The 18,703-nt window shown below is 39.3% G+C and carries 18 protein-coding genes; 11 read left to right on the plus strand and 7 right to left on the minus strand.

The window, feature by feature from the left end; all coding sequences use genetic code 11:
• Positions 1 to 41: 41 nt before the first annotated feature.
• The 3 genes from C7S20_RS08085 to C7S20_RS08095 are packed head-to-tail and all read left to right on the plus strand — an operon-like array spanning position 42 to position 2,636.
• Positions 42 to 773 carry a polyprenol monophosphomannose synthase gene (locus C7S20_RS08085; protein WP_107012010.1) on the plus strand — a complete coding sequence of 244 codons (732 nt, stop codon included), beginning with the start codon at positions 42 to 44 and terminating at the stop codon, positions 771 to 773.
• The gene (locus C7S20_RS08090; protein ID WP_107012011.1) at positions 773 to 2,116 is read left to right on the plus strand and encodes a dihydroorotase; all 1,344 of its coding nucleotides are present in this window, start codon (positions 773 to 775) and stop codon (positions 2,114 to 2,116) included. The genes C7S20_RS08085 and C7S20_RS08090 overlap by 1 nt, the downstream gene beginning before the upstream one ends.
• Complete coding sequence (locus tag C7S20_RS08095; RefSeq protein WP_107012012.1) at positions 2,106 to 2,636, plus strand: DUF4296 domain-containing protein; 531 nt, start codon at positions 2,106 to 2,108, stop codon at positions 2,634 to 2,636. Before C7S20_RS08090 ends, C7S20_RS08095 begins: the two co-directional genes overlap by 11 nt.
• Here C7S20_RS08095 and C7S20_RS08100 read toward each other — a convergent pair.
• On the minus strand, positions 2,626 to 3,645 hold the full coding sequence (locus tag C7S20_RS08100; RefSeq protein WP_107012013.1) for an NAD-dependent epimerase/dehydratase family protein: 1,020 nt from the start codon (positions 3,643 to 3,645) through the stop codon (positions 2,626 to 2,628). The two genes, C7S20_RS08095 and C7S20_RS08100, sit on opposite strands and share 11 nt — an antisense overlap.
• A gap of 82 nt (positions 3,646 to 3,727) precedes the next feature.
• On the opposite strand from C7S20_RS08100, the gene tyrS reads away from it, so the two are divergent.
• Positions 3,728 to 5,023, plus strand: a complete 1,296-nt coding sequence (gene tyrS, locus C7S20_RS08105; protein ID WP_193510800.1) for a tyrosine--tRNA ligase — start codon at positions 3,728 to 3,730, stop codon at positions 5,021 to 5,023.
• A 132-nt stretch (positions 5,024 to 5,155) separates the two neighbouring features.
• On the opposite strand, the gene C7S20_RS08110 is transcribed toward tyrS, so the two are convergent.
• The 5 genes from C7S20_RS08110 to C7S20_RS08130 form a co-directional block, all read right to left on the minus strand.
• A complete protein-coding gene (locus C7S20_RS08110) occupies positions 5,156 to 5,848 on the minus strand; it encodes a DUF4396 domain-containing protein (protein ID WP_107012014.1) in 693 nt (230 codons plus the stop codon).
• 276 nt (positions 5,849 to 6,124) lie between these two features.
• Complete coding sequence (locus C7S20_RS08115; protein ID WP_107012015.1) at positions 6,125 to 7,099, minus strand: LuxE/PaaK family acyltransferase; 975 nt, start codon at positions 7,097 to 7,099, stop codon at positions 6,125 to 6,127.
• Positions 7,100 to 7,185: 86 nt separating this feature from the next.
• On the minus strand, positions 7,186 to 7,524 hold the full coding sequence (locus C7S20_RS08120) for a T9SS type A sorting domain-containing protein (protein WP_107012016.1): 339 nt from the start codon (positions 7,522 to 7,524) through the stop codon (positions 7,186 to 7,188).
• A gap of 136 nt (positions 7,525 to 7,660) precedes the next feature.
• Complete coding sequence (locus C7S20_RS08125; protein ID WP_107014148.1) at positions 7,661 to 10,492, minus strand: TonB-dependent receptor; 2,832 nt, start codon at positions 10,490 to 10,492, stop codon at positions 7,661 to 7,663.
• A 96-nt stretch (positions 10,493 to 10,588) separates the two neighbouring features.
• Positions 10,589 to 11,911, minus strand: coding sequence for a hypothetical protein (locus C7S20_RS08130; protein ID WP_107012017.1), 1,323 nt, complete (start codon positions 11,909 to 11,911; stop codon positions 10,589 to 10,591).
• Between the two features lie 323 nt (positions 11,912 to 12,234).
• Here C7S20_RS08130 and C7S20_RS08135 point away from each other — a divergent pair, with 323 nt between their 5' ends.
• Positions 12,235 to 12,918, plus strand: a complete 684-nt coding sequence (locus tag C7S20_RS08135) for a response regulator transcription factor (protein WP_107012018.1) — start codon at positions 12,235 to 12,237, stop codon at positions 12,916 to 12,918.
• Positions 12,918 to 13,997: a sensor histidine kinase gene (locus C7S20_RS08140; protein WP_107012019.1), complete on the plus strand. Its 1,080-nt coding sequence runs from the start codon at positions 12,918 to 12,920 to the stop codon at positions 13,995 to 13,997. The genes C7S20_RS08135 and C7S20_RS08140 overlap by 1 nt, the downstream gene beginning before the upstream one ends.
• On the opposite strand, the gene C7S20_RS08145 is transcribed toward C7S20_RS08140, so the two are convergent.
• The gene (locus tag C7S20_RS08145; protein ID WP_107012020.1) at positions 13,935 to 14,996 is read right to left on the minus strand and encodes a glycosyltransferase; all 1,062 of its coding nucleotides are present in this window, start codon (positions 14,994 to 14,996) and stop codon (positions 13,935 to 13,937) included. The genes C7S20_RS08140 and C7S20_RS08145 overlap by 63 nt on opposite strands.
• A 540-nt stretch (positions 14,997 to 15,536) precedes the next feature.
• Between C7S20_RS08145 and trmB the strand changes: the two genes are divergently transcribed.
• From trmB to C7S20_RS08170, 5 genes are all read left to right on the plus strand, one after another.
• Complete coding sequence (trmB, locus tag C7S20_RS08150; RefSeq protein ID WP_107014149.1) at positions 15,537 to 16,211, plus strand: tRNA (guanosine(46)-N7)-methyltransferase TrmB; 675 nt, start codon at positions 15,537 to 15,539, stop codon at positions 16,209 to 16,211.
• A gap of 5 nt (positions 16,212 to 16,216) precedes the next feature.
• On the plus strand, positions 16,217 to 16,840 hold the full coding sequence (locus C7S20_RS08155; protein ID WP_107012021.1) for a LysE family translocator: 624 nt from the start codon (positions 16,217 to 16,219) through the stop codon (positions 16,838 to 16,840).
• A gap of 5 nt (positions 16,841 to 16,845) precedes the next feature.
• The gene (locus C7S20_RS08160) at positions 16,846 to 17,190 is read left to right on the plus strand and encodes an MGMT family protein (protein WP_107012022.1); all 345 of its coding nucleotides are present in this window, start codon (positions 16,846 to 16,848) and stop codon (positions 17,188 to 17,190) included.
• Between the two features lie 123 nt (positions 17,191 to 17,313).
• Positions 17,314 to 18,447: an Mrp/NBP35 family ATP-binding protein gene (locus tag C7S20_RS08165; protein WP_107012023.1), complete on the plus strand. Its 1,134-nt coding sequence runs from the start codon at positions 17,314 to 17,316 to the stop codon at positions 18,445 to 18,447.
• Positions 18,448 to 18,693, plus strand: a complete 246-nt coding sequence (locus tag C7S20_RS08170) for a NifU family protein (RefSeq protein ID WP_107012024.1) — start codon at positions 18,448 to 18,450, stop codon at positions 18,691 to 18,693.
• Positions 18,694 to 18,703: the final 10 nt, after the last annotated feature.

The following is an 18,703-nucleotide window of genomic DNA, read 5'->3' on the forward strand; positions in this document are numbered from 1 at the left end:
CGAAGATTTAATTTGCATACATTTGTGCAAAATATTTGGGAATGGTGAATGGGATAATTATTATACCCACCTATAATGAAATTGAAAATATAGAACGCATAATTCGCAATGTGTTTAACCAAAGACGTAAATTTCATGTGCTGGTGGTAGATGATAATTCTCCTGATGGTACGGCGACCAGTGTGAGGACCTTACAGGCCGAATTTCCCGACAGTCTTTTCCTGGAGGAACGACATGGGAAGCAAGGTTTGGGAACTGCATATATTCATGGTTTCAAATGGGCTCTAAAGAGGGATTATGATTATATTTTTGAAATGGATGCCGATTTTTCCCATAATCCAAATGATCTCATACGCCTGTATAATGCCTGTAAAAGGGATGGGGCCGATGTTGCCATTGGTTCACGATACATCACCGGTGTAAATGTGATCAACTGGCCTATGAACAGAGTGCTGATGTCGTGGCTGGCGTCGCGTTATGTTCGCTTTATAACCGGAATGGATATCGAGGATACCACAGCCGGTTTTGTTTGTTATAAAAGGGAAGTGCTGGAAGCAATAAATCTCAACAGGATACAGTTTATAGGCTACGCATTCCAGATAGAGATGAAATTTAAAGCCCATCTTCTTAAATATAAGATTGTGGAAATACCGGTTATATTTACCGACCGTACCAGAGGCACTTCAAAAATGAGTAGCTCAATAATTTCTGAAGCCGTTTTTGGCGTTATAAAAATGAAGATTAAGAGTCTGTTTAACAGCATAAAAGTCTGATGAAAAAAGTTTTAATTAAAAACGCAAGAATAGTAAACGAAGGAAAAATTCAGGAAGGCGACGTTTTTATTGAAGGCGGCATTATTTCTGAAATTTCCGATAGCATAAGCGCAAAATCTCCCGATGTAAGTATTTATGATGCTGAGGGAACTTACCTGCTGCCGGGTCTTATCGACGATCAGGTGCATTTCAGGGAGCCGGGACTTACTCATAAAGAATCCATAGAAACAGGGTCACGTGCGGCGGTTGCCGGCGGAATCACTTCTTTTTTCGAGATGCCCAACACGCTTCCACAAACTACCACTAAGGAACAACTCGATGAGAAGTTCAGGATTGCCGCCGAAACTTCTTATGCCAATTATTCGTTTATGTTTGGCGGGACCAACGACAACCTTAGTGAAATTGAGAAGATTGATCCCAAAGAGGTAGCGGCATTGAAACTTTTTCTTGGTTCTTCTACGGGAAATATGCTCGTTGACGATGAAAAAGTACTGGAGCAGATTTTTAAAAAATCTCCTGTACTTATCGCGGTGCATTGTGAAGATGAGACTACCATCAAAAAAAACCTTCAGGAATGTATCGAAAAGTATGGGGAGGATATTCCTATTGAATTGCATCCCCAAATTCGCAGCACTGAAGCTTGTTACAAGTCTTCTTCAAAAGCGGTAAAATTGGCTCAGAAAACTGGTGCCCGTCTGCATGTTTTTCATATTTCGACTGCTAAAGAATTAAGTCTTTTCAATAACAAAAAGGCCTTAAAAGATAAAAAGATCACGGCTGAGGTTTGTATCCACCATCTGTGGTTTAACGACCAGGATTATGCGAAAAAAGGAACTTATATCAAATGGAATCCTGCAATAAAAACCCGCGAAGATCAGGAAGCATTACTTCAGGGTCTAATTGACAACCATATTGACGTTCTTGCCACCGATCATGCGCCGCATACTAAGGAAGAGAAGAAAAATGTCTATACAAAAGCTCCCAGTGGCGGACCGCTCGTGCAACATGCGCTACCGGCACTTTTGCAAATGTACCACCAGGGAAAGATCTCTCTGGAAAAGATCGTAGAAAAAGCCTGTCATAATCCTGCGATTCTCTTTCAGGTGGAAAAACGTGGCTTTATCAGGGAAGGTTATAAGGCAGATCTTGTGCTTGTGGATTTGAATTCGCCATGGGCTGTTCAAACCGACAATATTTTTTCTAAATGCGGATGGTCTCCTTTTGAAGGCACCACTTTTAAATCCCGCGTAACCCATACTTTTGTGAACGGGAGGCTTGTCTATAAAAATTTTAAACATCAGCCTTTTACCAAAGTAGCTGAAAAAATAACTTTTGAAAGATAGAAAGAAACATATCCTATCTTTGGTAGCCCTGGTTTTTCTGTTGAATTCCTGTCAGCATATCGACAAAATGGAAAAGCCCGATAATCTAATTCCCGAAGGTAAAATGATTGATATTCTTACCGAAGTTTCTCTTGTGCAGGCTGCCAGGAATTACAACAAATCGAAACTTGAACAAATGGGAATTACTCCCGATGATTATATCTATAAGAAGTTCAATATCGATAGTGTGCAGTTTGAAAAAAGTACCGAGTGGTACGCCGAAAATTATGTGCGTTTTGATCGTATGTATGACAGCGTCAAAGCCAGAATACAGGTATTGAAGACAAGAATGGATTCTCTTGCCGAAGTGGAAAGAAAAATAAAAGACAGTATCAGTAAGGTGAGAAAAGATTCCCTGCGCTCATTAGATCCTGAAAAATATGATCGAGATTCGATCATTGAAGCCAAACAGAAAATGCTTCAGAATAAAAATAATATTATCCATCCTTCCATATCAACTTCACGAGATTCTATTCTTTAGTTTTTTCCTGAAGGTAAATTTCAGCGGTTTCTTTAAGAACTTTGTTTATCGGAGTGAATTTTAAATCGATCGCCTGCTTTATTTTACTATTGTCATAAAAGTTATTTTCGTAGAGGCCATTTATTGATTCTCTGGTAATTTCCTGCTTTCTGCCAAACCAGCTTCCAATTTTCTGAAAGATCCAGCCGGTAGCGATCATCCATTTTTTTAGGCGTTTGTGAGGTTCCGGTTTATGGATATAGCGGGCCACATTTTTTAGGACGGTTTCAAAACTCAGATTTTCGGAAACCAGGATAAATTTCTCATTAGATATTTCAGATTCTGTTAAAGTGATCATGGCCTTCACCACATCTTGAACCCCAACAAATCCGCTGACTTTTGGGAAATGATATTTTAATCCCTTATCAATTCTGCTGAAAATTTCTCCGCTGCCATTATTCCAAAAACCCGGTCCAAGAATAATTCCCGGATTCACGATCACCACCTCGAGACCTTCCTGAGAGCCACGCCAGACTTCTATTTCGGCACCATATTTAGAAATGGCATAATCGTTATGGTTTTCTTCTGGATTCCAATTGAGTTTTTCATCGGTCATATCTTGCTTCGGAATTGATCCCAAAGCTGCTACACTGCTTACATAACACAATTTTTTAATGTTGTTGGCAATGCAAAAATTAACAATATTTGCGGTTCCTTCAATGTTGATCCTTCGCAGTTTCTTCTCGTCAGAAGGATCAAAAGAGATCAAAGCCGCGCAATGATAAACAATAGATATTTCCTTAAAGGCTTCAGTAAGTGCCGGAATATCATTAATATCTGCCGTGATCCATTCAATTTTTTCAAATAATAGATCTGCTTCGGCCGCGGTGGTATAATAGGCAAAAACTTTTCGCACCGCCTGCAAATCGCTGGAGTGTCTTTTCGTCGCTCTTATTGTATCGTATTTCCTGGTGAGCTCAAATAGAAGATGAGCTCCAACCAGTCCTGTTCCGCCGGTTACAAGAATCATGCGGTAAATATAGCTAAAGCACTTAGGAAAAATAAAGGTTTATGGTATCTTTACGCCTGCTTTTAAAAAATTTGGAATTTTAATGATGAAAAATCTGGTTGAAGAACTTAGATGGAGAGGCATGCTTCACGATACCATGCCTGGAACAGAAGAGCATTTGAATGAAAAAATGCGATCTGCCTATGTGGGATTTGATCCAACAGCCGATTCGCTTCATATAGGAAACCTGGTGCCCATAATGCTATTAGCTCATTTACAAAGAGCCGGCCACAGGCCCATCGCCCTGGTGGGTGGTGCTACCGGGATGATAGGTGATCCCAGCGGGAAGTCCAGTGAACGAAATTTACTCGATGAAGAAACCTTGCGCCACAATCAGCAATGCGTAAAAGAACAGCTTTCGCAATTCCTTGATTTTAAAAGCGGCAAAGAAAATGACGCGCTGATGGTGAACAATTACGATTGGATGAAAGAGATAAGTTTTCTTGAATTCATTCGCGATGTGGGGAAACATATCACCGTTAATTATATGATGGCTAAAGATTCGGTGAAAAACCGAATTTCGGGTGAAGGTACAGATGGTATGTCCTTTACGGAATTTACTTATCAGCTGGTGCAGGGATACGATTTTTATCATCTTTTTGAGGAAAAAGATTGTACACTGCAGATGGGAGGAAGCGACCAGTGGGGAAATATCACCACCGGAACTGAACTCGTGCGAAGAAAGGCGGGAGGTAAAGCATACGCTCTTACCTGCCCTTTAATTACCAAAAGTGATGGCAGCAAATTCGGAAAAAGCGAGGGTGGAAATATCTGGCTTGATCCAAAAAGGACTTCCCCTTATAAATTCTACCAGTACTGGCTGAATACCAGCGATGAGGATGCTGAAAAGTATATTAAAATTTTCACTTTTTTAGGAAAAGATGAGATCGAAAGTTTAGTAGAAGAGCATAAAGAAGCGCCACACAAAAGAATACTTCAGAAAAAATTGGCTGAAGAGGTTACGCTTACCGTTCATAACCAGGAAGAGCTGGAGAACGCAGTGACTGCGTCTGAAGTTCTCTTTGGAAAAAGTACCGCCGAAGATTTCAAAAAACTAAATGAAGCTACTTTTCTGGATGTTTTTGAAGGTGTACCGCAGGCTGATATTCCTTTGGCAGAAATTGAGGAAGGCCTTGATATGATAGGCGCTCTTTCGGCAAAAACCGGTTTTTTAAATTCAAACGGAGAAGCCAGAAGGGCTTTGAAAGAAAATTCAGTTTCTGTAAATAAGGAAAAAGTAAAAGAAGATTATTCCATTACAAGCAAAGATCTGATCAATGGCAAATATGTAATCCTGAATAAGGGTAAAAAGAATACCTATATCATCAGGGCGGTATAGCCTGAAAAGGTCGAAAATTATTTAAAATCCTGGATTAATTTTCAGGATTTTTTTATTGAAAAAAACCCTGAAAGGATCTGGAAATGGTTCAAATTGAAGATGAATTAATCCCATTTTCAGGCATTTGTAAAATCACATTTCCTCTTTGATGCCTTTTTTGATCAACCACCAATTGATGGGGAAAGCCGTCATAAATCCACAAAACATGGCAATCTGCATCATAAACCAGAACAAGGGTTTACTGGCATGTAACTTATGATCAAAAATCAACCAGGTCGCGATGGCCATCCAGCCGTACATTCCGATCTGCCAGAAAGTAAGTGAGAGGGTATCGGCCTTTATGGCCTGTTTTAATCCTTCCTTGACCGAAAGGCCTTTCATGGGTTTTATAGAATAATATTGAAAAAGAATCCCAATGAACAGGGCAAGAATGTAATCCACCGCCCAGGCTCCAAAGATCTCCTTTCCGAAGATCACCAGCGGGAAAAAGATGAGAGTGGTTTCAGCAATAATATCTCCTAAAGTACAGCCGCTTCCGCAGTGTAGGACACCAACGCAAACGCTTTGCCAATAGGGTTTTCTTTTATTTGGTGGTTTTTCTCCTTTATTTTTGGCTTCCATGACTGCTTTGTGAGTAGATTTTCTTCCGATGGTATAATAGAACCAAAGCCCAATAGGGCCCGCATAAAGCATAGTGATGGGATACACAAAATTCATGATCATCATATGCTGTTTATTACCAAGAATAACGATATCGAAAATCACAATCGCCGAGCAGATTCCGGCGAGAATTAAAGAACAAATAACAATATAATGCAGAGTCATCTGTATTTTTTTGGTTAGTCCTTCTAATTTATGGAATGAGCTTTCTCTTTATATTAAAGTTTTTATAAAAGCTTCCTGACCTGAACATTTTTTTAGCAAAAATTCAGAAATACGAAAGCCCTCAGGAAGGACTCCTGAAGGCTTCGCAACTAACTAACCAATCTAATATGAAAAATTTCACTTAGCCGCAGAAGGAGAAATTACTATGAATTTTCTTCTGCAATATTTCTGTCGGCTTAAGCCCCAATACTTTACACCGCTAACTAAAAAAATATGTTAAATTATCAGCAGGTTACAACCTCTGATATCACTGTTGTCAAAACGCCCTAAAATCTCGGTTCCTCGAGCGGTAATTCGTCCCAGGTCCTGAGTGGCAATAAAGGAACAGGAATTAATATTCGCAAGGTCGATAATGTTGATTCCTCCCGTTTTGTTTGGAGGAATGAGGTTCAGTGCATCTTCTGGATCACGAATAAGAATTTTCATCCACGGCGGACATTCAAAAATGCCATTTCCGGTTGAATAGGCCTGGGAAAGCAGCTCGGTCATTCCGTATTCGCTGTGAATTTGAGAAGTGCCGAAACCTTTTTTCAGAATATCGTGGAGCTCCTGCCTGATCATTTCCTTTCGCCTTCCTTTCATTCCGCCGGTTTCCATAATAAATGTATTTTCAAGATTGAAATTATACTTTTCAACCAGGTCGAGAAGGGCAAATGAAACCCCGATCAGCAGCACTTTTTTTCCTGTTTTGTCCAGATCTGACAATTTATTTGCCAGCAGGTCCAGTTCATTAAGATAAAATCCACTGTCGCTGTGTCTGGAAGCTTTTATAAGCTTATCTACCATATAAATAAGCGATGAACCGGTCCTTTCAAGATAGGAGGGCAGTAAAGCCAGGATGATGTAATCTTCAGGCTTTCCGTAGAACTTTTTGAATCCTTCAAAAAAGCTTCTTTCGTAAACAGTGAGGTCGGTTACATAATGTGAGCTTGTAAGACTTCCGGTGGTACCACTGCTGGTAAAGATTATTTCCGGATTTTTTTTATCGGAAATTATCTTTTTGGTTTTAAAGAATTCAATGGGTAAAAAAGGAATTTCTTCAATTAAAGTGACCTTTTCAGGATCTTTATTCACTAAACGGCAAAACTGGTTGTAAATCTCATTATTTTCAAACTGAAACTGAAACACCCTTAGGCATACCTCATCAAACTCATCAGAATTGGAAATATTGAAAATATCGTCTTTTAGCATAAGCCGGTTTGAAAACTTTCCAAAATTAAGGAATAAAAAAAGCCTCTGGAAACAGAAGCTGGTACAAAAAGGTTAATGCTCTTGTTTTATTTAACCACGATCTTGCGGGTGGCGCGGGCCTTATCTTCCTGAATCTTCAAAATATAAATACCGGGAGCAAGCGTGGAAACATCAAGTTCTCGGCCACGGATACGTGTTTTATAAACAGATTTCCCAAGAACATTGTAGATTTCGATGATCTTATCGTGATTTTTAGAAGAGGAAATAAATACCTTACCGCCGGTCACCGGATTAGGGTAGATCGACAGGCCTTCAATTGGCGTTTCGGTATGCTGAGCGGCACGAGCAGATTCCTGTGCGGTAGCCGGGGCAGCAAACATCAGAAAACCAATAAGTAAGAAAGCGATTAAGTATTTTTGCTTCATGCTTAAATTACAGATTTAGACAAACTTACAAATAAAATTTCAAAAATCCTGCCAAATAATTTCGTAAAAAATATAAAGAAAATAAAAAAAACCGGGCCGCAAGTTGCGGCCCGGTAAAATTAAAAAGAAAAAGTGGCTAAAACTTATAACTATATCCTAATGAAATCGATGTGCCAGGATTCCGTTTTGAGAAGATTTTATCTTCGGTACCATATGATTGAAATCTGCTTTCAATTTTATCGCCTAAAATATTTGATATTTTAAGAGATAAAGTAGAGTTTTTATTTTCTCCTAAAGCCTTGCTGAAGTTTGCGTTCAGGCTATTGAATGGCATTGTGTAAACATCGGGAACGGTACCAAGTCCCACCAGTTCAAGTGTTTTTCCCTGGGTATTAAAGAAAAGGCCTGCTTGAAATCCGTTATCTGTATTATTATAGTCAAGTCCCACGTTTATGAGGTAAGGTGATTGACCCTGGAGTTCTCTGGTTCCATCAAAAGACTCTCCCTCACGAAGATTCCTTTTTCTTGATTCATATTCGCCGTTTGGACTGCGATCCATATTTACTTTTGAATCTATTACAGATACGTTAAGATTTAGACCAAAATATTTAAGGTCTTCACTAATGAAATCGAAGTTTTTTCTTAGTTCAACTTCAGCACCAATTACCTTGGCATCATTAACATTACGCGGCTGAAAATTGTCAGCTGTAAAATCACTGTAGGTTGAAAGTTCTATAGGATCAATAAATTTTTTATAAAATGCGCTAACCGCAAAAAGTTGGGCGTTTTCACCATAAGCTTCATAGCGCAAATCAAGGTTGTTGATATAAGTAGGCTTAATATCCAAATTACCGATAAAAGTACGATTGGTAAGTGGATCATAAATTTGAGCAATAGAAGCTTCTTTAAAAGAAGGACGCGCAGTGGTACGAGAATAAGACAGCCTCAAATTAGTGTCTTCTTTTAGCGAATAAATAAAGTTGGCAGAAGGGAATAGATCTGCCTTATTAATAACATGCTCATCATTATAAACCACGTCACCAAGATTATTTTGTCCAGTATAGAAAAGATCGAATTTTTCAAATCTCAATCCTAAAATCGTTTTTAGGTTTTCGGTTATATTGAATTCTTCTGATATATAAGCTGCTGTATTTGTAGTGTAGGAACTATAGGTATTTGCAGGCTCATAAGAACCACTTATATAAGAACCTTCAGCACGCGCGGCAGTCCATACGTTTGCATCATCCAAAATTTGATTGGCATTGCCTTCAAATCGGCCACTTATGGCACCTTTTATCAAAATTTGATATTGGTCTATACTGAAATCACGATTTTTATAAGTATAACCTCCACCAAATTTTAACCTGGCTTCATTGCCGAAAATCTGGTGATTTCTTGTAATATCAAGTTTTCCAGAAAGATCTTTTTCCTCAAGATCGCGCCAAATTCGTGTTGGACTTTCGGAAGAACTGGGACGTATACTATAAGTATCGTTGGTGGGATTGTATTCAAAAGCAGATATTCTTACGTCTTTGTCTTGCACTTTTGCCAGCGTAGGAGTAAGTTTCCATTCGGCGGTCCAGCTCGCATCACTATTGGTATGTTTCCCAGATAATAGAAGGTTCGTGATGGATCGTTGTGTATAAGCCACATTCTCCCTTTTTAGCTGAAGGGCATCGGAAACATAAATATTTTCATCAAATAAACCTGCTGAAGATTCACCATTTTGAATGTGCAATGCATTTAACTGATATTTTGAACGATCTGTTTTGAAAGCAATACCTGCCAAACCGCTCAATAATACATTTTCTTTACCAACCCGACCAGTTTGAATTCGGTTAGGTCTTAATTCAAATTCACTGGTGCTTCTTGGTTTTAGGTAAGAATTAGTCTGATAATCATCGTAATAATCAGTGTAATTCTTGTAAGAAAGGGACGCGATATAACCTAATTTATTAGATTCTCCCACTTCATATTGATTTCCAGCAGTAGCACCCAAACTATAATCCATAAAATTGGTCTTTTTTGAAGGAGCCATGGTTTCATTAAAACGCTGGGTAATTCTTGTAAGAGCAGCATCATTGCTGAAGGGCCTTGGTATTTGCTGGTTTCTGTTTATGGGTAAATCGCGACTTCCGTCATCAAAACCTAAAAAATCTGTACGGGAACCATCATTATATTGGAGAAAATCGGAATTCAGGTGCATACTTGGAGTATAGCTTAACTTTCCAGAAATGCTGTATTCTTCACGTGAAGGAAAATCTTTAGTAATAATATTCACGATACCACCGGTAAAATCGGCAGGAAGATCTGCAGTAGATGATTTAATGACCAGAACATTATCTAGAATATTCGTAGGAATGAGATCCATTTGCAGCGTATTCCGGTCTGGATCCAAACCGGGAATATCCATTCCGTTTAGAATAGTTTTTGTATAGCGGTCACCCAGGCCTCGAACATAAACATATTTTCCATCCTGAACTGAAACCCCGGGTACAGTTTTTACAGCGTTGGATACATCACTGGCGCCAATTTTAGAAAATGACTGTGCCGAAAGTCCATCGGTTAAATTGATGGAGTTCTTCTGCATATTTAATACGGCGGCTTCAGTATCTCTTGCGGTAGTCGTAGTGATTACAACTTCATCGAGAGCTCCTGCAGAAGATTTCATGCTCATGTTGAGGGTTTTGACTTCTCCTTCATTTATCTTGACATCTGTCACTTCAATAGTTTCATAGCCTATAAAAGAGAAAACGATGGTATAGGTTCCTGCATCTAATTCAAGAGAATAATCTCCTTCAAAATCAGAAGTGGTTCCTGTGTTCGTCCCTTTAACTGAAATGTTGGCAAAAGGTAGAATATCATTCACCTCAGTGTCATAGATCGTTCCGGCAATCTTTCCTTTTTGAGCATTTGCCAGGTTAACGAATAAGCTTAGAAATAAAACTATTGCAATTTTAGTTTTCATAAAAAAATAATTAAAAATCTGAATATTAAATTGCTCGCCCCTGGTAAAGAGGCGAGCAATTTTATTAGTGATCACAACCTGTGATCTTCTTCTTATTTAGAATGCATTATGATTTTTAGCATAGGTCCAGGTAAATTCACTAAGATCTGCACCCACAGTTGCCGATCCAGCATCTGGAATGGCAGTTGCGAAAGTTGCTGCATCTGCTGAAAGTGTCGATAAACCTGAGGTGTCGTTAAAAATATCTCCAACAGCAGTAATACCTCCAGGAAGTACAATTTCAAAATTTTCAAAATTCAAAACTCCGTTAGTATAATTTTCTGAAGTTCCGGCATCTTTAAATTTAAATTCCTGGGTAGCGCTAAATCCTAAAAACAGTGCATTTTTAATAGTTCCCATGGAGCTATCACGTAAATCGGCATAGGCACCACCTCCTGTGTTGGTGGCATCTCCAAAAACAGTAATCCCGTCCATAGTAAAGGAACCAGTTGCAGTTCCTTCGGGGCCATCAATTTCAAGCCCATGATCTGAAATAGGGCCCTGTACTACTACTGAATTTGTAATGGTTCCTGAATAAGCCTGATCCACGTCTAGCCCATCATCCCCGCCTTTATAAGCAAGTAGGCTGGAAGGATTAACAGTTCCACCAAAGAATTCAAAGCCATCGTCAAGGTTTCCTACAACTTCTACGTGATCTACAGTAGTTCCACTACCAACTCCGCCCAAAGAAAGTCCGTTAATTTCATTTCCTTCGCCAATTAGCGCACCGCCATGACGGATAGAAACATATTGGAAAATACCAGAATTATCTTGAGGATCGGTTCCACCGTAACGACCAAATGTATCATCTGCAGGAATGCCTTCAATCTGACCTTCAGTGGCATCACCTTCGATAGAGATAGGAGCTTTTCCTAATAAAAGAACACCGCCCCAAAGCCCGCGGTCATTTTCATCCAGGTTGGTTCCTGTGGTTTGACCTACTGTGATGTTATCATTAATCGATGTGAAAATTATTGGTTTGCTGGAAGTGCCCTGAGCATTGATTTTAGCACCTCTGGATATAATTAATGCAGATGCAAGGGAGCCAGTTCCTTCTTTTCCCTTTATAATGGTACCAGGTTCGATGGTTAGTTCAACCCCACTATCTATAACAACCTTTCCAGAAAGAACCCATATTCTATTACTTGTTAATGTAGAATCTTTAGTGATGAGTCCAGTGAGAGTAACATCGCCGGTTTCATTACCGCCTCCGCCACCATTGGTATTACATGGCACACATGAACCACCGCAGTCCACGCCAGTTTCATCACCATTTTTAATTCCGTCTGAACAGGTGGCTACTTGAGGAGCATCTTCAGTGCTGCAACCTGTAATTGCCAGAGTAAAAATAGCAAAACCTGAAATTAAAAGTTTTCTCATAATTTGATTAATTTGTTTCGTCGTTAATTTTTAAATCCACCGCAAATAAACAGGCTTTGTATGATAGTGGCTTTAAGCATATTTTAAGCTTGCGTTAAAAGAAATTAGGTGATGTTACGTGAAGGTTTCTTATTTTCCCCCGCAGAAAATCAAGAAAGAGTTGGGTGACCTGCAACTGATTTTAAATGCCTTTATTTAGCTATATTTCAGAAAGAATTGCATTTTTTCGAATGTTATTTAAAAGTTAAGTGTGATTTTCCCTGGAGAGTTTATAATCTAAAATATCTTTACTTTTACCATACTAATAACCTATTAAACCTATTATGAAGAAAAAAGATATCCTTATTTTACTGGTCGATGATGAACCAGATATCCTGGAAATTGTAGGGTATAACCTTTCCTCTGAAGGCTACCAGGTGATTACCGCCGATAATGGCAGCGATGCCGTAAAACTGGCCAAAAAACATAATCCTCATCTTATTATTTTGGATGTGATGATGCCAGAAATGGATGGGATTGAAGCCTGTGAGCAGATCAGGAAAATCCCGGAACTTGAAAACACCATCATTGCTTTTCTCACAGCACGAGGCGAAGATTATTCCCAAATGGCCGGTTTTGATGCGGGAGCCGATGACTATATTACCAAACCTATAAAACCTAAGGTGTTGTTAAGTAAAGTGAAAGCCTTGTTGAGAAGGTATAGGGAAAATGACAAATCGGCGGCAATTGTAAAATTGGGAGATATAACCATCAATCGTGAAGAATATAAGATCATCCAGGATGACCAGGAGATGGCATTACCGCGAAAAGAATTTGAATTATTGTCCCTGCTGGCCTCAAAACCGGGAAAGGTTTTTAAACGAGACGATATCCTCGATCAGGTATGGGGAAATGATATTGTGGTTGGAGGAAGGACAATAGACGTGCATATTAGAAAGCTTCGTGAAAAAATTGGCGATGACAAGATTAAAACAGTAAAAGGGGTTGGCTATAAGTTTGTAGTTTAATGTCAAGAAAATTCAGGCGTTCATACCGATTTGCTGTAAGAACTTCGTTATATATAACCTTGTTCTTATGCTTACTTATGAGCATACTGTATATGGTAGAAATCCATTTTGATTTTACCGGTCTGTTAATATTTGCCATTCTTTGCTACTTCTTTTCTTTCTTTATTATTCAGTACAGGGTAGAGCGTTTTATTTATCGCCGAATAAAGAAGATCTACGATAATGTTTCCCTTCTCGATTCCACAACTTTAAGCCCCAGCCAGGTTACCACCGATATGTCCAGCCTTACCCGTGAAGTGGAAAAATTTGCCCAGGATAAGAAGCTGGAAATTGAGACACTTAAAGTTCGTGAGGCTTACCGGAAAGAATTCATGGGAAATGTTTCGCATGAACTCAAAACTCCGCTTTTTACCGTTCAGGGATATATTCTCACACTTCTGGATGGTGCCCATAAAGATAAGGCCGTCCGCAAAAAATACCTGCAACGCGCGAATAAAGGGGTGGAAAGACTTATTTATATAGTACGGGATCTTGATATGATTACCAAGCTGGAAACGGGCGACCTGCATTTGCATTATGAGACTTTTAATATTGTGGAGCTTATCCAGGCTTCTTTTGACCTACTTGAAATGAAAGCCGCAAAAAAGAATATCACCCTTACCTTCGATATGGACTATGAAGAACCTGTTTGGGTGTGGGCCGACCGCGAGCGAATTCAGCAGGTGCTGACGAATCTTATTGTGAACTCCATCAAATACGGAAAAAAAGGAGGTACTACCGAGATCAGTATTGAAAACCTGATCAAGAATAAGGTCATTGTAAGGGTTACCGACAATGGGGAAGGTATCGAAAAGGAAAATATTCCCAGACTTTTTGAAAGATTCTATAGGGTTGACAAAAGCGGTTCCCGAAAAGAAGGTGGATCCGGTTTGGGGCTTTCTATTGTTAAACACATACTCGAAGCCCACGGTGAAAAGATCTATGTAGAAAGTGTTTTTGGAGTGGGAAGTGAATTTTCATTTACCATGGAAAAAAGTAAAAAGGTCCCGGAAACAGCTACCTTGCCCGAAATTTCCTAATCCCCGGTAGTCTTTCATTTTTTTTAGCTGTGAAATTTCAAAATCTTTCTGGCGGCAAAAAGGAGCCATACCCAGATCTTCAAATCTTTGAGCGAGATATTCCTGTTCTTCCTGACCGGGAGTGGGAATAAAAAAGGCCTTTTTCTGAAGTTTTGCCAAATCCATAATACTGGAATAGCCCGAGCGGGAAATCATCGTTTCGCTGCAATTCATAGCTTCCTCGAGAGCTTTTCCGTAAAGGTGGTCCTTTATAATAAGATTGGAATTCTTGACTTCAATCCTGTCTTTATTCATTACCCCTCTAACAAATAGGATCTTTTTTTCAGTATTTTGAAAGTTCTTAAGTAAGATATTTTCCAGAATGCTTCGCTGAGGTTCGGGACCGCTGAGAAGTACTAGATAATCATAGATTTTCGGGATTTCCAGCTTCTCAAACCTGCTTATAGGGCCGATATATTTAAGATTGTTCAGTCTGGTAGGGGTATGCCCAAGGATACAGCTGAGATTTGGTTCACTCTCGTTATCAGGAATCCAGCATTGTTCGAATTTCTTAATATAGCTTTGATGAAAGGTACTGCTCAAAAAGGTGGTATTCCCGCTGAGTACATTTAGCTGATGGGTTATATAGACATTTTTTTTGAGTTTTTCGCTGCGCACGCCAAAACGATTATCTGAAATGATCCCTTTAATGGCATAATTATGAACGATTTTTTCGGTAAGTCCTTTTTCCTTGTTCACAGTTCTCAGTAACCTCGGACTTTCCATTAAAAGCTTCCATTTTAGGTAAGCTCCATTTGTGGAATAACGGATGTCATAAGAAGGTAATTCGATACTCAAAAGATGGGGGAATTCTTTTTGCAACAGTAAAAGTGCTGCCCCGTCAGACGCAAGAATGGGTTCAAAACCATTTTCCTCAAGGCCTTTAATAATGGGAATACAGCGGGCTGCGTGGCCAAGTCCCCAATTTAATGGCGCAACCAGAATTCTTTTGCTGTTCATAGACCAAAGATAAGGCTCACAGGAATAAATAAGTTTCTAATTAAGCGCTAATAAAAAAGGCTTTTTTAAAGTACAAAACTGAAAATCAATTATTTTTAAAATCAATTTAACAAATGTTAAGACCATAATTTTCTAATTTGGGGCAAAATGAATGAGTAATTGCTATGTTATATCTTGGTAGCGGTCTGGCCCTTCTGGCGCTTATCGCATTTATTTTTATTCAAAAAAACTTCAATAAAGAATGAATCTCTAGGAAATGGAGATAGATGTTTATCAATTAATAATGACAATTTTCACCATTGTGGTGATCGGTTATGTTATTATTTTCTTGCTTTTTCAGAAGAAAATCCACAAGCGAATTATCAGATATTTTAAGAAGCGGGAAGATGAATTCTGATTAAATGGAAATTCCTTTTATTGAATATTCTCAATTTTATTTCCCTTTCAAATTCTTCTGTTTAAATCTTTTCTGTTTTAAAACAGTCTGTTTATCGAGATACTTTAAATTTGCAGCATAATTTTGCAAATTTTAATTTTTTAGTGGGAAGTAAGAATAAACTTAAGCGATTCAGGGAAAATGAACAATTTGAAAATGTTATTCAGCCTTCCAGGGAAGAGCTTGTAAACGAGAATTTTCATTTTAAAGGCCGCTGGGGCAAAGAATATTTTAAAAATGATCATCCTATTGTGCTTGAACTTGGATGCGGAAAGGGAGAATATACGGTCGCTCTCGCTGAAAAATATCCCGAAAAGAATTTTATAGGAATTGATATAAAGGGAGCGCGTTTTTGGCGTGGAGCTAAAACCGCACTCGAAGAAAAGCTTGGAAATGTAGCTTTTGTGCGTACCCAGATCGAGCTGATCGAGCATGTTTTTTCTGTCAATGAGGTGGCAGAAATTTGGATCACTTTTCCTGATCCGCAGTTAAAATATAAAAGGACAAAACATCGCCTTACCAATTCTGAATTTCTTCAGCGCTATAAAAAAATCCTGAAACCCGAAGGGGTCATTCACCTTAAAACCGATTCTGAATTTATGCATGGTTACACCCTTGGCCTTCTGCATGGCGAGGGACATAAGGTTCTTTATGCGCATCATGATATCTACAGCAATGAATATTCACCAAAAGAAGTGACGGGAATTCAGACTTTCTACGAAAAACAGTATCTTGAGAAAAATAAACCTATCACCTATATTCGGTTTAAGTTAAAGTAAGGGTATTGGAAGAAACAAAACTTTTCCTGATCGTTTATGCAGCTGCATTCATCGGGGTAGTCCCTCCTGGGCTCGTAAATATGACTGTGGCTAAAACCTGTGTCGAAAGTGGCAAAAAGAATGGTTTGTATGTTGCCATTGGGGCCGGGATAGTTATTCTGCTTCAGGCTTTTATAGCGGTACTTCTCGCCAAATATATTTTTGATCATCCTTTTGTAAAAAAAATACTTTTAAGAGCAGGCCTGGTGATATTTTCCATTCTCGGAGTTTACTTTTTTATCCAGGCTAAAAAGAAAAAAGGAATAAAGCATACCGCTCATGAGGGGAATGCCCACAGTATTTTTAAAGGGATGCTCATCGCTGCTTTGAATCTCTTTCCCATTCCGTATTTTGTAGCCATTGCCGGAACCATGAATTTAACTGCAGGCGTTAATTACGACTGGTCTCTAATAATATCTTTTGCCCTGGCCGCTGCAGGAGGTAGTTTTACTTCTCTGTACCTCTATGTATTCTTCTTTAATAAAATTGAAGAAAAGGCTGAAAAGTTCGCACGCTATTCTAATTATTTCATGGCGGGCTTAATGGTCATTCTGGTCGTGGTGGCAATATTCCGAATTTTTTATAACTAAACCAGATGGAAAATGCCGGTTTTTTTGAAAGGGTTTATGAGGTATGCCGTCAAATCCCCGAAGGCCGCGTAACTTCTTATGGAGCGATCGCCAGGTATCTGGGTTCGCCTCAAAGTGCGCGCATGGTTGGATGGGCTATGAACGCTTCTCATAATATTGATGATGTTCCGGCACATCGGGTGGTTAACCGTAATGGTTTACTATCGGGAAAAAGTCACTTTGGTGGCAGCGATGCCATGGCGCAGCTGCTTCAGGCTGAAGGAGTGCCGGTAGAGGGAAATCAAATTGTCAATTTTGAGAAATACTTCTGGGATCCTGCCAAAGAGCCTGGAGTTGGATTTAGACAATAATTTTCGGCTATAACAGCATAAATCTATTATTGTCAAATACTTCGTATTCTTGGGTTTTCCTTCTATATTTGCATTTAGAATCAATCTACATAAGAAAGAAATAATCTGATTAAATATCAGCATATGGATTTGAATAGAAAAGATATTATGAAGGCGCTGGAAACTATTTCAGTTGCCGGAGAGGGTAAGAATATGGTGGAAAGTGGCGCGGTGCAAAACGTGATGACTTTTGGAGATGAGGTAGTGGTAGATTTAGTGCTTTCTACACCCGCCCTTCATATTAAAAAAAGAGCCGAAGTAGACGTGATGAAAGCCATCCACGAAAAGGTATATCAAAAAGCAAAAGTTAAGGTAAATATTAAAGTGGAGGCCCCTGAAAAGAAACCTGAAATTAAAGGAAAACCCATTCCCGGGATCAAGAATATAATCGCGGTGGCTTCAGGTAAAGGCGGGGTGGGCAAATCTACCGTTGCCGCGAATCTCGCCGTTACACTTGCGAAAATGGGCTTTAATGTTGGTATTCTTGACGCCGATATTTATGGGCCTTCCACACCTATCATGTTCGATGTGGAAGCTGAAAGACCTCTTTCTGTCAATGTAGATGGAAAATCAAAAATGAAGCCCGTAGAGAATTATGGAGTAAAGATCCTTTCCATAGGCTTTTTTACCAAACCCAACCAGGCTGTAGTCTGGAGAGGTCCAATGGCCGCCAAAGCGCTTAACCAGATGATCTTTGACGCTGCCTGGGGAGAACTTGATTTTCTTTTGATAGACCTTCCTCCGGGAACCGGCGATATTCACCTTTCTATTATGCAATCCCTGCCTATCACCGGCTCGGTTATAGTGAGTACACCACAAAATGTGGCTCTGGCAGATGCACGAAAAGGGGTCGCTATGTTCCAGCAGGAAAGCATTAACGTTCCCGTACTTGGAATTATTGAAAATATGGCTTATTTCACTCCGGATGAACTACCAGAAAATAAATATTATATCTTCGGAAAACATGGTGCTAAGAATCTCGCGGAAGATCTCCAGGTTCCTTTTCTCGGGGAAATTCCACTGGTTCAGAGTTTGAGAGAGTCTGGAGATATAGGAAGGCCTGCGGCATTGCAAACTGCAACGCCTATTGAAAGTGCTTTTGAAGAGATCACACGTAATATGGTGGAGCAAACAGTAGCAAGAAATGAAAGCCTTCCGCCTACCGAGGCTATCAAGATCACGACTATGGCTGGCTGCAGTGCCGTTAAAAAGAAATAAATGACAACCGAAGAAGTTAAATTAAATGTGGAAAAAGCCCTTGACGAAATTCGTCCTTTTCTGAAAAACGATGGCGGCAACATTTCCCTTGTCTCAATTGAAGACAATGACAGGCTGGTTAAAGTCCAGCTGGAAGGTGCCTGTGTGGGCTGTACGGTCAACCAGATGACGCTGAAAAGCGGCGTTGAAATGACCATTAAGAAATATGTTCCGCAGATAGAAAAAGTGGTGAATATCGAAAAGTAACATTCACCAA

It is taken from the genome of Christiangramia fulva (genome assembly GCF_003024155.1).
In the GTDB taxonomy this organism is placed as follows: Bacteria; Bacteroidota; Bacteroidia; order Flavobacteriales; family Flavobacteriaceae; genus Christiangramia; species Christiangramia fulva.